Genomic DNA, 15,377 nt, shown 5'->3' with positions numbered 1-15,377 from the left:
AGCTTACAACACACGAATTCAAACGTTCATTTTCAAACGTTCATTTTCAAACCTTTAAACGCAATGTTTAACAAATATTTCCTTTATGATAGCGTTTAGAAAGCACCATAAAAAAATACTGCTGCTTTGTTTGATACAATTATTAATTAAAACATCCTATTTTGACAAACACCTAGCCCAGATTGAAACGGCATCCTTTTCTTGCTTTCTTTAAGCAAGGAAAGATACAGTGTAAAGCTGGAAATAGCTCCTGAAGAAAAGTTTAATCGCTGAATTGGTTAAATGGTTATTTGAAAACCTTGGCATCTTTGTACCTTTGCCCTTTTCAAACTAAGATTTAAAATTATGCGCATTGATATTGTTACTGTTCTGCCAGAATTATTGCGAAGTCCGTTTGAGGCTTCGATCATGAAACGAGCTATTGACAAAGGTCTGGTGGAAGTTCATTTTCATAATCTGCGGGATTACACGACCAACAGACAAAAAAGCGTAGATGATTATCCCTATGGCGGTGGCGCCGGAATGGTGATGACCGTACAGCCTATCGACGCCTGTATTACGCATTTGAAAAGCGAGAGAGCCTACGATGAAATCATTTACATGTCGCCGGACGGGGAAACCCTAAACCAGAAAATGGCCAATACGATGTCAATGTATGAAAATATTATTATCCTTTGCGGACATTATAAAGGAGTAGATCAGCGGGTACGCGATCATTTTATTACCAAGGAAATCTCTATTGGTGATTACGTTTTGAGTGGTGGTGAATTAGGCGCATTAGTATTATCAGATGCATTGATCCGATTGATTCCTGGTGTTTTGAGTGATGAAACCTCCGCATTGACGGATAGTTTTCAGGACGGATTATTATCAGGTCCTATATACACTCGTCCGGCAGATTACAACGGATGGAAAGTTCCGGAGGTTTTGACCAGCGGGAATTTTGCCAAAATTGACAAATGGCGCGAGGATATGGCCTACGAACACACGAAGAACAGACGACCGGATTTGTTGGAAGATTAAAATTTGTTTGAAGTTTAAGGTTTAAAGGTGGCATTCAAGAACTTCTAAACTTTAAACAAGAAAAACTTTAAACTTTAAACTTTTTTATTTACTTTTGCACCCACATTAGCTCAACCTCTGGCGAGATCCGTGAATGTTGACTTAATACAAACCATAATTAAAAAATATCATGGCAGATTTAATGAAATTCGTTCAAGACGAATTTGTAACAAGAAAAGATTTCCCAGTTTTTGCAGCTGGAGATACTATCACTGTTTACTACGAGATTAGAGAGGGTGAAAAAACAAGAACTCAGTTTTTTAAAGGAGTTGTTATTCAAAGAAGAGGTTCTGCTAATACAGAAACGTTCACGATTCGCAAAATGTCAGGTGCTATTGGTGTAGAGCGTATCTTCCCAGTAAACTTACCAGCTTTACAAAAAGTGGAAATCAACAAAAAAGGTGCAGTTCGTAGAGCTAGAATTTTCTACTTCAGAGAACTTACTGGTAAAAAAGCTAAAATTAAAGACAAAAGAAGATAGTCAAATATCTCTTTATTATAAAAGTCCTGACGTTGTCAGGATTTTTTTTTGGTTTAAAGTCAAGCTATTCAATACTATTCTACCAATTTTATTAAAATTGAATGCATTTGAAGCACTTATTTTTTGACAAGAAATAAGGAATATATTTTCCATATTCTTATTTTGACCATCCTAAAGTAATAATTTGACAATTCATTTTAAACAAATGAAAACGCATTTTCTTTTACGATAACGTTTTATTACATTTGTAGCTAAATTTAAAAAATAAGAATTACATATATCAATACATTATGACAAAAATTAAAGTAGCTAATCCGGTAGTTGAATTGGATGGTGACGAAATGACACGAATTATTTGGTCCTTTATCAAGGAAAAATTAATTCTTCCTTATTTAGATTTAGATATTAAATATTACGATTTAGGAATGGAAAGCAGAGATGCTAGTAATGACCAAATCACTATTGACTCTGCTGAGGCAATAAAAAAATACAATGTTGGTATTAAATGTGCCACAATTACTCCTGATGAAGACCGTGTTACCGAATTTGGTTTAAAAAAAATGTGGAAATCTCCAAACGGAACCATCCGTAATATTGTAGGCGGAACCGTTTTCCGTGAACCAATTATCATGAAAAACGTACCTCGTTTAGTACCGGGTTGGACACAGCCTATCGTTATTGGTCGTCATGCTTTTGGAGACCAATACAAAGCTACAGATACTGTTATCAAAGGAAAAGGGAAACTAACAATGACTTTTGTTCCTGAAGAAGGAGAAACTCAAACTTGGGAAGTATACGATTATAAAGGAGACGGAGTCGCAATGGCAATGTACAATACGGATGAAAGTATTTACGGTTTTGCACATTCCTCTTTCCAAATGGCTTTGACAAAAAAATGGCCTTTGTATCTTTCTACAAAAAATACTATTTTGAAAGCCTATGACGGACGTTTCAAAGATATTTTTGAAGAAGTATATCAATCTACCTACAAAGCACAATTCGTTGAAGCAGGAATTGCTTACGAACACCGTTTGATCGATGACATGGTTGCCTCTGCAATGAAATGGAGTGGTGGTTTTGTTTGGGCGTGTAAAAACTATGACGGTGATGTTCAATCTGACACTGTTGCACAAGGTTTTGGTTCGTTAGGATTAATGACTTCAGTATTAGTTACTCCTGATGGAAAAACTCTAGAAGCAGAAGCGGCTCACGGAACAGTTACACGTCACTACAGACAACACCAACAAGGAAAAGCAACATCAACAAACCCAATCGCCTCTATTTTTGCATGGACAAGAGGATTGGAACACAGAGGTAAACTGGACGAAAATCAAGCTTTAATTGATTTTTGTCATACTCTAGAACAAGTATGCATTGATACTGTTGAAAGCGGAAAAATGACTAAAGACTTAGCAATGTTAGTAAAACCAGAAGGGTTGACTGCTGCAGATTACTTGACTACCGAGGCTTTCTTAGCAGCGATACAAGAAAATTTAGATGCTAAACTAGCTTAATTTTTTTACTACATAATATTAAAAAGACAACTGGAAACAGTTGTCTTTTTTTTTACCTTAGCAATACCTTAACGGTTGTTATATGTCAAATACTGTTCTATTTAATGTAATTTGCATTTTTGTATTTAGAAAAATTTAAACAATGACTCCAAAGAAAATTATTCCCTTTTTAGTGGTATTACTATGCTCCTTTTCATGCTTCGCTCAAGAGAAATTTACGCTAAGCGGAACTATTATTGACGCCAACAGCAACGAAACTTTAATAGGCGTCAACATTGTAATCCTTGAACTCAAAACCGGAGTAACTACCAATGAATATGGATTTTACTCCATCACAGTTCCAAAAGGAATCTATAACGTCCAAATCAGTTATTTGGGATTTCAAACCAAGGAAGAGCTAATCGACTTGAGTCAAAACCTAAAAAATAATTTTAATTTATTCAGTGATGAAACCGCCTTGAAAGAAGTTGTTATTACGGATAATGAAACCAAAATAGACATCAAAAAACCCGAAATGAGCGTCAATAAACTCTCCATTTCAGCGATCAAGAAAATGCCCGTTGTGCTGGGCGAAGTCGATGTTTTAAAATCTATTTTATTACTGCCCGGTGTTACAAATGCTGGTGAAGGCGCTTCAGGATTTAATGTTCGTGGTGGCGGTGCCGACCAGAATTTAATTCTGCTCGATGAAGCTACCATATTCAATTCTTCACACGTTTTTGGTTTTTTCTCTGTTTTTAATCCGGATGCCATCAAAGATTTGAAGTTGTACAAAGGCGGAATTCCAGCTCGTTATGGTGGAAGAGCCTCTTCTGTGTTGGATATTTATCAAAAAGACGGCAACAGCAAAAATTTTCATGTCAATGGAGGAATCGGATTGATTTCCAGTCGCATTTTGGCCGAAGGACCATTGGTAAAAGACAAAGGTTCCTTCCTGATTGGTGGCAGAAGTTCCTATGCGCATTTATTCCTGAAGCTATCCGAAAAACAAAAAAACAACTCCGCTTATTTTTATGACCTAAATACCAAGTTGAGTTATAAATTAGATGCAAATAACAGTCTGTATTTATCGGGTTATTTTGGCCGAGATGTCTTCAGCCTGAACAAAAGTTTTACCAATATTTATGGAAACACCACTTTAAACTTGCGCTGGAATCACTTGTTTTCTGAAAAATTATTTTCTAATTTATCGCTCATTTACAGCGATTATTATTACGGTTTGGATTTGGATTTTGTAGGGTTCAAATGGGATTCCGGCATCAAAAATTACAATATCAAATACGATTTCAAGAATTATATTTCAGATATATTCAAATTGAATTACGGAGTAAACGGAATTTATTACGAATTCAATCCGGGAACCATCAAGCCATCTGATACGGACTCCGGAATAAATTTTGCTCAATTGGATAAAAAATATGCTTTTGAACCCGCAGTTTACATCAACGCTGATCACGAAATATCCGACAGAATAGCCCTTTCCTACGGACTTCGATACAGTATATTTTACCGTTTAGGGCAATCTACCGTGAATATTTATGAAAATGACAATCCGGTTCTCTTCAATTCGGAATTACAGATTTATGAAAAAGCAACTCCAATTAACACTGAATTTTACGACAAAAATAAAGTCATCCAAAGCTATAATTATCTGGAACCTCGTTTTTCATTGGCGTACAAAATCAATGACAACCAATCCATAAAAGCAAGTTACAACAGGATGGTGCAGTATTTACAATTAATTTCGAACACCACATCGCCAACTCCACTTGATGTCTGGACGCCAAGCGATAATTTCATTAAACCCCAAATTGCAGATCAGGTGGCTTTGGGTTATTTTAAAAACTTTCAAGAAGGAATGTATTCCCTTGAAGTAGAAACGTATTATAAAGAAGTGCAAAACCGCTTGGATTATATTGATGGTGCTAATTTGATTGCCAATAAAGCCATTGAACAAATAATCCTGAACGGGCAATTACGATCATACGGTTTAGAAATCATGTTCCGAAAAAACGAAGGGAAATTTAATGGCTGGATATCGTATACATTATCCAAATCCGAGCAACAAACTCCTGGAAGAACCTCAATCGAAACCGGAATCAACAACGGCCAATGGTACAATTCCGTATATGACAAACTGCACAATATTGCAATAACCAGTTCCTACAATCTAAATGAAAAATGGTCTTTTGGAGCTAATTTTGCCCTGCAAACTGGGCAACCGGTAACATATCCTGTTGGACAATATGAATACTTAGGCATCAATCTACCCAGTTATGGATTGAGAAATAGAAATCGGCTCCCCGCTTACCACCACCTGGATATTGCCGCTACTTTGACTCCTAAAAGCAATAAAGACCGCCAATGGAAAGGCGAATGGGTTTTTAGCATTTACAATTTGTACAATCGGAAAAATGCCGCTTCTATTAATTTTAGACAAAATACAGATACAGGAATCAATGAAGCTGTAAAAACTTCGATATTTGGTGTAGTTCCAGCGGTGAGCTATAACTTTAAATTTTAAGCTTAGCATTCTACAAGGCAACTAAATAAAAAATAAAATCATGAAAAAAATAACACTATATCTGGTACTTCTCATCGCTATTTTTTCGGCAAGTTGCGAAGATGTTGTCGAAGTAGATTTAGATAATGCTCCACCAAAACTGGTAATTGAAGCAGCAATTAATTGGAAAAAAAGAACTTCGGGAAATCAACAAAAAATAAAACTGACTACAACAACTGGATTTTACGGTACAACTATTCCAAAAGTTTCCGGAGCAACAGTGTCTATAAAAAATAGTGCTAATGTGGTTTTTACTTTTTCGGAAATTGCAAATACCGGCGAATATACTTGCGCTACTTTTATACCGGTAATCAACGAAACCTATACACTGACAGTTATCAGCAATGGCAATACGTATACCGCAACCGATACACTAAAACCCGTTACGCCAATCACAAAAATTGTTCAAAACAATCAAGGCGGTTTTACAGGGACTGACATTGAAATTAAAACATTCTACCAAGATCCAGCGGGTGAAACCAATTATTACCTATACAAATATGTGTATTCAAACCAAGCAAAATCAAATTTTTATGTTGACCAAGATGAGTTTTTCAACGGAAACGAATTTTTCAGTATGTCACAAAATGATGATTTAAAAAAAGACGATAAAATTGAAATAATCCACTTCGGAATTTCAAAAGCATACTACAATTACATGAGTGTATTAGTGAGTATTGCAGGAAATAATGGTGGCGGACCGTTTCAATCTCCGCCTGCTACCGTAAGAGGAAACATCATCAACACCACGGATTCGGTTAATTATCCTTTGGGTTATTTCTCCCTTAGCGAAGTTGATGTTAGAAGTTACACGATTGAATAATCAGGAGCTAATCCGGCTGTTCATTACAACCAAAAACAGGCTCTAAACAGTTTTCCAGACCGTATAAGGAGCTTCCTTTGGTCGCTCTTCTACTGCCGGAAAACTAAAGTTTACAACCTGTTTTGGTTTTCATTGCCATCCGGGCTAGTACGTGAGAGATAAAACGAGAACTTTTATTTACTTTTACACCATAATTCATAATTCATAATTCACAATGTCTTCACACCATATCGTTCGCGACGACCAAGAACCTGCTTTAATCATTGCCAATGGCGCTTCCTGTAACCCGGAACTATTGGGTCAATTACTGGAATGGTCACCACTCGTGGTCGTATTAGATTCGGCTATGGTTCGCGTTATGGAACTAGACATCAAAGTCGATGTGCTTTTAGGAGATTTTGACCGAGGATTTGACCCAGAAATTTATAAAACGTCTCAATATCCCATCGAAATTATTCATACTCCGGATCAGAATAAAACCGATTTAGAAAAAGCTTTTGACTATTTAATCGAAAGAAAAATTCCTGCTGTAAACGTCGTTTGGGCCACCGGACGAAGAGCTGATCATACCATAACCAATATTACCAACATTACGAGATATAGAAATTTATTGAAAATTGTCATTCTGGACGATCACTCAAAAGTATTCCTTTTGCCTAAAAAATTCGAAAAATGGTATACGGCAAACACTCCTATTTCATTAATCCCTGTAGGTCACGTCACTGGAATTCATTCTGATAATTTATTTTATCCGCTGAAAGATGATAGTTTGACTATTGGTTACAGAACCGGCAGCAGCAACCACGTCCTCAAAGACGGAATCGTAACAATAGAACATAATGAAGGTGATCTATTAATGATGGAATGCCTGGATTAGTTTTATTACATTTTTAACAATATATTTCTTATAATTTCATAGTAACTCCAAGGAATAAAATGATTCGCTTTTTTGATCGTTATTGCATCGATTGATTTAGCATTGGTAAACTTTTTTTGCATAAAGGCAACATTGCTGTACGGCACCAAAACATCTTTTGTTCCATGAATAATCGTAACCGCACAAGTAATTTTTTTTAGTTCTGGCTCTAAAGCTACCAAATCCTGTTTCAGCCACCACAACTCATCATTAGAAGGACGCAATGCTCCGGGAATCAAATACCGCAAAGGCTTTGCCTTGATAACCGTTCTCCATTTCTCTGGGTTTTCAGCTTTCGGGTCCAATGATCCTGCCAGTATCACCAATCTTTTGTACCAAGAAGGATTATCCGCAGCCAATTGAGCCACAACTGGTCCGCCTACAGAATGCCCAACCAAAATTAGCGGCTTTTTATTATCGGTTTTTTTTATAAACTCAGATATTCTTTGAGATTGCTCCCTTAAATTTTGAGCATCACCAAAATCACTGTATCCAAAACCCGGTCGATCAATCGCAATCATTCGGTATTTTTTCAGCAATAAAGTATCTTTAAGATATTCTTTGAAGGCATTCCAGCTTCCGGGCGAACCGTGTACAAAAAACAATGTCGGATTTTGCGCATTACCCGTTTCTACATAATGTATTTTATAGCCTTCAAAAGCAATTGTTTTATCCTGAAATTCTATTTTTGATGGAGCAAAAAATTTTGATGTCTCTTTATTCGAAAATCGCATCGTCATACAAGACTGACACATTACGATATACAAAAAAATTAAACTGTAAACTATGTATCTCTTTTTGAAATGAAAAGTAGCGGGTATAAAAGTCATACTATTTGTGTGTTTTATAAAAGTAACCGTTTTTATGGTTCTAAAAAACGGCAATATTCTAATTTTATGATTTATTTTCGATCTGTTTAATGGGTCATAGTCAGATCAAACGCATTAAAACAAATTGAAGTTTAAACCACATAGAAACATAGTGTTTATTCCTGTAAAAATAAATTTTGACAGTGATAAGAGTTCACAATAGAAAAAAAAGCATTGGCTTTTTTTCTATGTCACCTAAATTTTGACTGTTCGGAACAGATTTAAATCAAAAATTAAATTAAATTCTATGTTTCTATGTGGTTCATTTTTTCATCTGTTTAATGAGTCAAAGTCGTCTTTGTACTTTTACAAAATAGTTATGCCTATATTTGCATCGAAATAAAAAAAATGAAAGCGAAAACGATTACCGAAAAGACTAATTTACATCCCAGAAATCTGGATAGATTTGGATATGATTTTGAGGAACTAATTCAAAAATCCCCTGAATTAAAGCCTTTTGTTTCCGCCAATAAGCACAATCCAGACGCTTTGGAAGAAACAATTGATTTTAGTAATCCCGATGCGGTAAAGTCGCTTAACAAAGCATTATTGTTGTCCCATTACGACATTCAAAACTGGGATATTCCTAAAAATTATCTTTGTCCGCCCATTCCCGGAAGAGCGGATTACATCCATTATATAGCAGATTTATTAGCTTCAAGCAACAACGGAATCATTCCTGAAGGAGAAACCGTTCAAGGCTTAGATATAGGCGTAGGTGCGAATTGCATTTATCCTATAATTGGTAATTCAGCGTACGGATGGAGTTTTGTAGGTACAGATACCGATTTAAAAGCAATTGAAAATTGCAGTGCCATTATTGAAGAAAATCCAAAATTGATTGACGCTATCAGCTTACAACAACAAACGGAATCGCGCTTTATTTTTAAAAATATAATCACTCCCGAAGACAAATTTACGTTTACCATTTGTAACCCACCTTTTCATGCCTCGCAAGATGAAGCCACGAAAAGCACGATTCGAAAAATCAACAATTTAGAAAATGCTAAAACTACAACCCGAGGTACAGCCGAACGAAGTGACGCTAAACCTGTTTTAAATTTTGGTGGTCACAATGCAGAATTGTGGTGTGAAGGCGGTGAATTAGGTTTTGTAACCCAGATGATTTACGAAAGTGCAAAATATCCGATGCAGTGCTTGTGGTTTACAACTTTGGTATCTAAAAAAGAGAATCTTTCCAGTCTTTACAAAACATTAAACAAAGTAAGTGTGGTCGAAATTAAAACCATCGATATGGCTCAAGGCCAAAAAACTAGCCGAATTATTGCTTGGACTTTCCTCAGTGAAGCACAACAAAAAGCTTGGAAATTTTAAAAAATCAGCCTAATTACTCCTCATTCTGGTTAGAAATGAAAGATCTTTATCAATAAAAATAGTACATGTTCAATAAGAAGAACTCAAACTAGTTTTTTCATAAAAAAAAATGTAAATAATAATTATTTGCCATTTAACAAATATCTTGATTGTTTTTATTCTAATTAACGCCATTTAAGTAGTATTTTTACGGTTCTAACATTAAATTACCAAAAATGAAAAAACTTTTCTTTATTCTAACTTTAATTTTTTCAGCAGTAATAACTGCCCAAGAAATTAGAGTCTCCGGTGTTGTTACTGACGACTCCAACGCCACCTTACCTGGAACAACCATTATGATCAAAGGAATTGCAAAGGGCACTACTTCAGATATAGATGGTAAATACACCATTACTGCAAAAATTGGAGATATTTTACAATTCTCCTATGTAGGTTTAGAAACAAAATCAGTTAAAATCACAGGAAGTACACTAAACATTACTTTAACGGGAAGTGGCGAAACATTACAAAATATAGTTATAATGGGCTCCCGTAATCCTACAAGAACCGTAACGGAATCTGCAGTACCTATTGATGTTATTTCTATGAAAGAGATCGCTTCACAAGGTGCTCAAACGAATTTGAATCAGATTTTAAATATGGTTGCGCCATCATTTACCTCAAATACAACCACTGTAGCTGATGGAACGGATCACATTGACCCTGCACAATTAAGAGGTTTAGGACCAGACCAAGTATTGGTTTTAATAAACGGAAAAAGAAGACACACTTCTTCTTTGGTAAATATTAATGGATCACCTGGTAGAGGAGCTGTAGGTACCGACTTGAATTCCATTCCCGCTTTTGCTATCGAAAAAATTGAGGTATTAAGAGATGGAGCTTCAGCTCAATATGGCTCAGATGCTATTGCTGGTGTAATCAACATCAACATGAAAAAAGATACTAAAAAATTAGAAATAAACCTTTTTGGAGGAAGTCATTTTTCTAAAAATGCTAACGACCATACCGGTGGAAATGATGGAAACAACATTCAAATTGACTTGAACTACGGAACAAATTTAGGAAAGGAAAAAAGTTTCATTAATATTACGGCAAGTGCTCAATTGCGAGGTCAAACAAGTCGTGCTAAAGAAGTTAAAGGAAATTTATTTAACCGATACAATGCTGTTGAAGAAAGAGCTAGAATAGCAGGTATTAACATTAATAGTTTGTATGCGAATACGTTAAACACTACCCCTGGTTTTTATAACGGTTTGCTGAACACAATTAATACGTATGCGCAACAAGTAAGTTATTTTGATGCAACAACAAAAACTGCTATTCAAACTGCCGCATCGAATGGAAATTTATCCGGGATGAGAGCTTTATTAGGAGTTGACGTAACTTCGGAGGAACTTGGTGCTAGAGGTTTAGTACGAAATGATTTTAATATGCGAGTAGGTCAATCATCACTTCAAAGCTCACAATTCTTTGTAAATGCTGCCTATCCTTTAACTGATAAATTAGAATTGTATGCTTTTGGAGGAAACAGCAACAGAACTGGTGAAGCCGCCGGTTTTTACAGAAGACCAAATCAATCTAGATCGTATACCGGTTTGTATCCAAATGGTTTTTTACCAGAAATACATTCAACAATCAACGATATCTCAGCAGCAGCGGGTCTTAGAGGTATAATTTTCGAAAATTGGAATTTTGACTTAAGCAATACTTTTGGAAGAAATGCATTTGATTATGGCGTTGAAAATACCGTCAATTCTTCCATGAGAGAAAACTCTCCTACTGAATTTGACGCTGGTGGATTAGCCTTTAGCCAAAACACAACCAATTTCGACATGAACCGAAAATTTGGTGATTTGAACGTTGCTTTTGGAGCTGAATACCGAAATGAAAACTATAGTATTAGTGCAGGACAACCAGAATCATATAATTTATATGATATAAATGGTGATGTCGCTTTACCAGGAGTAACCCCCGCTAATCTGATCGTAACTGATTTCTTTGGATCTATTAGAGGGAATGGCTCCCAAGTATTTCCGGGTTTCAGGCCAACAAATGCTATTGACAAAGGTCGTAACAGTACCGCTATTTATGGAGATCTTGAATATGATGTTACAGAAAAATGGTTATTGAACGGAGCCGTTCGTTTTGAAAACTATTCTGATTTCGGAAACACTACTAATTTTAAAGTTGCCAGTCGTTATAAACTAACAGACAACATTAATTTGCGTGGTGCTGTTTCCACAGGTTTTCGCGCTCCTTCTTTACATCAAATCAATTTTAATGCTACAGCGACTCAATTTGTTGGTGGTGTACCATTTGAAGTAAGCACATTTAGTAATGATTCCCCGGCAGCACAAGCCCTTGGAATCCCACAATTGAAACAAGAAGAATCTAAAAGTGCCAGTATTGGTTTTACCGCTAAGATTCCAGAAGGAAACATTACTTTGACTGCCGATGCTTATATTGTAAGAATAGATGACAGAGTAACTTTGACGGATCAATTTTCTCGTCCATCGGGAACGTTTGCTGACGGAACGCCACAGAGAGAGCTTCAATTACAATTTGATCTCGCTGGAGCAAATGCGGCAACCTTTTTTGCCAATGCTATTAGTACAGAGTCTAAAGGAATTGATATCATTATAACACATAAGCTAAATTTAGGAGCTATAGTAATCAAATCTGATTTAGCTACTACTTTTTCTCAAACAAGACAAGTGGGCGCGATTAAAGGTTCACCTACTTTAGTTGCTAATGGTCAAATCAACCGCTATTTTTCTGAAATGAGCAGAGTCTATCTAGAAGAAGCCATTCCAAGAGTTAAAGGAAATTTAACCAACTCCTTTACTTATAAAAAATTCGATTTCTTTTTGAGAAATGTTTACTTCGGCCAGGTTACTGATCCAAATACGGCTGATGTAAATGGAGATGGAAGAGTTGAAGGAGCAATAATAAATGGTCTAGCAGTCGAAATTGAGCATCCAATCTGGGGCGCAAAAATAATCACTGATTTATCTGTTGGTTTCAAAATTACGGAAACTACAAAAGTTGTAATTGGGGCTAACAATATTTTTGATATCTATCCTGATGTAAATCTTGGTACACAAACTGCAAAAAGAGCAAATGGTGTTGACACAAATGGCAATGTAACTTATGCTGCCAATGCAACAACAATTGACTTGTCAAATGCAAATCAATTTGCATATTCAAGAAACACCTCTCAATTTGGTCAAAACGGAAGATTTCTTTTCGCTCGATTAAGCTTGAGTTTCTAGAACTCCCTGTTTTACACTAAAAACCATTCGCCCACGCGAATGGTTTTTTTTTGGCTCATCCTTTGGTAAAAAAAAGAATCCAAACTTGTATCTTTACAGCTCTAAAACTTTGCCACTTAACACCAATGAATTTTCAAGTAGTATCCGATTACCAGCCCAAAGGCGACCAACCACAAGCGATTGACAAATTAGTTCAGGGGATTATTGATGGTGATAAATTCCAAACTTTATTGGGTGTTACCGGATCCGGAAAAACATTTACGGTAGCCAATGTAATTCAGGAAGTACAAAGACCCACTTTGGTTTTGGCACACAACAAAACGTTGGCGGCACAATTATACTCGGAATTCAAGCAATTCTTCCCGAACAATGCCGTGGAATATTTCGTTTCCTATTACGATTATTACCAACCCGAAGCTTTTATGCCTGTAACCGGCGTTTTCATCGAAAAGGATTTATCCATCAATGAAGAACTGGAAAAAATGCGAATGTCAACCACTGCATCCTTGCTTTCTGGACGAAGAGACATTTTAGTTGTGGCCTCCGTTTCGTGTTTGTACGGTATTGGAAATCCTGTCGAATTTCAGAAAAACTTGATACCAATTGAGAAAGGACAAATTATTTCCCGCACCAAATTATTACATCAACTGGTGCAAAGTTTATATTCCAGAACGGAAGCCGACTTTAATCCTGGAAGTTTTAGAATAAAAGGAGACACCGTTGATGTGTATCCTAGTTATGCTGACGAAGCCTACCGAATCCATTTCTTTGGTGATGAAATCGAGGAAATCGAAAGTTTTGACACCAAGAACTCTCAAGTACTTGAAAAATTTGATAAACTGACGATTTATCCGGCCAATATGTTCGTGACTTCACCGGATGTTTTACAAGGTGCGATTTGGGAAATCCAACAGGATTTAGTAAAACAAGTCGATTATTTTAAGGAAATTGGAAAACATCTGGAAGCTAAACGACTGGAAGAACGTACCAATTTTGATTTGGAAATGATTCGGGAACTGGGTTATTGCTCCGGAATTGAAAATTATTCTCGTTATCTGGATGGTCGTTTACCTGGAACAAGACCTTTTTGCCTGCTGGATTATTTTCCAAGTGACTTCTTAATGGTTGTTGATGAAAGTCACGTAACACTTTCACAAGTCAGTGCTATGTATGGCGGGGATAGAAGCCGAAAAGAGAACTTAGTGGAATATGGTTTCCGACTTCCTGCAGCAATGGACAATCGCCCTTTGAAGTTTGAAGAATTTGAAGCCATGCAAAATCAGGTAATTTATGTTTCAGCAACACCTGCTGATTATGAATTGCAAAAAACGGAAGGTGTCGTTGTGGAACAGGTAATTCGTCCGACAGGATTATTGGATCCCATTATCGAAATCCGACCAAGTTTAAACCAGATTGATGATTTAATCGAAGAAATTCAGGTTCGGGCAGAAATTGACGAACGCGTTTTAGTGACAACTTTAACCAAAAGAATGGCAGAAGAACTCGCAAAATATTTAACGAAAGTCAATATTCGCTGTCGCTATATTCATTCTGAAGTCGACACTTTGGAACGAATAGAAATCATGCAAGATTTACGAAAAGGAATTTTTGATGTATTAATTGGTGTCAATTTACTTCGTGAAGGTCTGGATTTACCGGAAGTTTCTTTGGTGGCCATTTTAGATGCAGACAAAGAAGGTTTTTTACGAAGTCACCGCTCACTTACGCAAACAATTGGTCGCGCAGCAAGAAACCTGAACGGTAAAGCAATTATGTATGCGGATAAAATAACCGCCAGCATGCAAAAAACCATTGATGAAACAAATTATCGCAGAACCAAACAAATCAATTATAACACTGAAAACAATCAGACACCACAGGCATTAAACAAAAAAATAGAAAGTGCATTTACCAAAAATCCTTTGGTAGACTATGAATTGGGTCTCACTTTGAATGCCGCAGCAGAACCGGAAACTACATATCTATCAAAAACGGAAATCGAGAAACTTATCCGGGAAAAACGGAAATCGATGGAAAAAGCCGCAAAAGATCTGGACTTTATGCAGGCGGCAAAATTACGGGATGACATCAAGAGATTGCAGCAACAATTAACTTAATTATGTTGCTCTTGAAAAACAGTCAATAAGACTTCAGAATTAATAATTGCGTTTGGCGCTTCATCCATCAGCTTCAGAATTCGTTTTGTTGCAGCAGGATTAAGTCCCATTTCAATTGCTATTTGTTGGATGTTAACAGCTTCTTTCTTGTGCAAAATTCCGTCGCTATGCATCAGTAAAGCCAATCTATAAAATTGCTGTATCCGCTGAAATTCGGATTTAATGGGCAACTGTGGCAATTCTAAATGAAACAAATCATTGAAACCTCCTTTTTCTATATTCAATTCATTGGCTACAATAAACAAAAAATCATATTCTTTCTTGTGTAAATGACCATCAACTGTAGAAAAAGCAATCATCTCCAAAAGTAAACTTCTCTTTTCTTCGAATGTATCCATCAAATTATTATTTTTAGCTAAAATATT

Annotated in this window: 11 protein-coding genes; 9 read left to right on the top strand and 2 right to left on the bottom strand. The window is 36.2% G+C overall.

What is annotated here, in order from left to right; translation table 11 throughout:
• Window positions 1-345: 345 nt before the first annotated feature.
• The 6 genes from trmD to EKL96_RS07220 all read left to right on the top strand — a co-directional run bounded on the left by trmD (window position 346) and on the right by EKL96_RS07220 (window position 7,320).
• Window positions 346-1,023: a tRNA (guanosine(37)-N1)-methyltransferase TrmD gene (trmD, locus tag EKL96_RS07245; protein ID WP_126460215.1), complete on the top strand. Its 678-nt coding sequence runs from the start codon at window positions 346-348 to the stop codon at window positions 1,021-1,023.
• 169 nt (window positions 1,024-1,192) lie between these two features.
• Entirely contained in the window at window positions 1,193-1,543 is a 351-nt protein-coding gene (gene rplS / locus EKL96_RS07240; protein WP_126454599.1) for a 50S ribosomal protein L19, read from the top strand.
• 290 nt (window positions 1,544-1,833) lie between these two features.
• Complete coding sequence (locus EKL96_RS07235; protein WP_126460212.1) at window positions 1,834-3,057, top strand: isocitrate dehydrogenase (NADP(+)); 1,224 nt, start codon at window positions 1,834-1,836, stop codon at window positions 3,055-3,057.
• A 142-nt stretch (window positions 3,058-3,199) separates the two neighbouring features.
• The gene (locus EKL96_RS07230; RefSeq protein ID WP_126460209.1) at window positions 3,200-5,581 is read left to right on the top strand and encodes a TonB-dependent receptor; all 2,382 of its coding nucleotides are present in this window, start codon (window positions 3,200-3,202) and stop codon (window positions 5,579-5,581) included.
• A 40-nt stretch (window positions 5,582-5,621) separates the two neighbouring features.
• Window positions 5,622-6,443: a DUF4249 domain-containing protein gene (locus EKL96_RS07225; RefSeq protein WP_126460206.1), complete on the top strand. Its 822-nt coding sequence runs from the start codon at window positions 5,622-5,624 to the stop codon at window positions 6,441-6,443.
• Between the two features lie 214 nt (window positions 6,444-6,657).
• Window positions 6,658-7,320, top strand: a complete 663-nt coding sequence (locus EKL96_RS07220) for a thiamine diphosphokinase (protein WP_126460203.1) — start codon at window positions 6,658-6,660, stop codon at window positions 7,318-7,320.
• Between the two features lie 5 nt (window positions 7,321-7,325).
• Here the strand turns inward: EKL96_RS07220 and EKL96_RS07215 are convergent, their stop codons facing one another.
• Window positions 7,326-8,189 carry an alpha/beta fold hydrolase gene (locus EKL96_RS07215; protein ID WP_126460200.1) on the bottom strand — a complete coding sequence of 288 codons (864 nt, stop codon included), beginning with the start codon at window positions 8,187-8,189 and terminating at the stop codon, window positions 7,326-7,328.
• A gap of 387 nt (window positions 8,190-8,576) precedes the next feature.
• Here EKL96_RS07215 and rlmF point away from each other — a divergent pair, with 387 nt between their 5' ends.
• From rlmF to uvrB, 3 genes are all read left to right on the top strand, one after another.
• The gene (gene rlmF / locus EKL96_RS07210; RefSeq protein ID WP_126460196.1) at window positions 8,577-9,563 is read left to right on the top strand and encodes a 23S rRNA (adenine(1618)-N(6))-methyltransferase RlmF; all 987 of its coding nucleotides are present in this window, start codon (window positions 8,577-8,579) and stop codon (window positions 9,561-9,563) included.
• Window positions 9,564-9,778: 215 nt separating this feature from the next.
• Window positions 9,779-12,835, top strand: coding sequence for a TonB-dependent receptor domain-containing protein (locus EKL96_RS07205; protein WP_126460193.1), 3,057 nt, complete (start codon window positions 9,779-9,781; stop codon window positions 12,833-12,835).
• 125 nt (window positions 12,836-12,960) lie between these two features.
• Window positions 12,961-14,952, top strand: coding sequence for an excinuclease ABC subunit UvrB (uvrB, locus tag EKL96_RS07200; protein ID WP_126460190.1), 1,992 nt, complete (start codon window positions 12,961-12,963; stop codon window positions 14,950-14,952).
• Here uvrB and EKL96_RS07195 read toward each other — a convergent pair.
• The gene (locus tag EKL96_RS07195) at window positions 14,949-15,350 is read right to left on the bottom strand and encodes an excinuclease ABC subunit B (protein WP_126454617.1); all 402 of its coding nucleotides are present in this window, start codon (window positions 15,348-15,350) and stop codon (window positions 14,949-14,951) included. The genes uvrB and EKL96_RS07195 overlap by 4 nt on opposite strands.
• Window positions 15,351-15,377 lie beyond the last annotated feature (27 nt).

The sequence above is a fragment of the Flavobacterium sp. LS1R10 genome, from assembly GCF_003968825.1.
In the GTDB taxonomy this organism is placed as follows: domain Bacteria; phylum Bacteroidota; class Bacteroidia; order Flavobacteriales; family Flavobacteriaceae; genus Flavobacterium.
The sequence above is the reverse complement of the archived record's forward strand: the minus strand, read 5'-3'. Positions and strand labels throughout refer to the sequence as shown.

Coding starts and splice junctions, on each gene's coding strand:
- uvrB (WP_126460190.1), top strand. CDS start 12,961: ATGAATTTTCAAGTAGTATCCGATTACCAGCCCAAAGGCGACCAACCA.
- rplS (WP_126454599.1), top strand. CDS start 1,193: ATGGCAGATTTAATGAAATTCGTTCAAGACGAATTTGTAACAAGAAAA.
- EKL96_RS07225 (WP_126460206.1), top strand. CDS start 5,622: ATGAAAAAAATAACACTATATCTGGTACTTCTCATCGCTATTTTTTCG.
- EKL96_RS07220 (WP_126460203.1), top strand. CDS start 6,658: ATGTCTTCACACCATATCGTTCGCGACGACCAAGAACCTGCTTTAATC.
- EKL96_RS07215 (WP_126460200.1), bottom strand. CDS start 8,189: ATGACTTTTATACCCGCTACTTTTCATTTCAAAAAGAGATACATAGTT.
- EKL96_RS07230 (WP_126460209.1), top strand. CDS start 3,200: ATGACTCCAAAGAAAATTATTCCCTTTTTAGTGGTATTACTATGCTCC.
- EKL96_RS07235 (WP_126460212.1), top strand. CDS start 1,834: ATGACAAAAATTAAAGTAGCTAATCCGGTAGTTGAATTGGATGGTGAC.
- EKL96_RS07195 (WP_126454617.1), bottom strand. CDS start 15,350: ATGGATACATTCGAAGAAAAGAGAAGTTTACTTTTGGAGATGATTGCT.
- EKL96_RS07205 (WP_126460193.1), top strand. CDS start 9,779: ATGAAAAAACTTTTCTTTATTCTAACTTTAATTTTTTCAGCAGTAATA.
- trmD (WP_126460215.1), top strand. CDS start 346: ATGCGCATTGATATTGTTACTGTTCTGCCAGAATTATTGCGAAGTCCG.
- rlmF (WP_126460196.1), top strand. CDS start 8,577: ATGAAAGCGAAAACGATTACCGAAAAGACTAATTTACATCCCAGAAAT.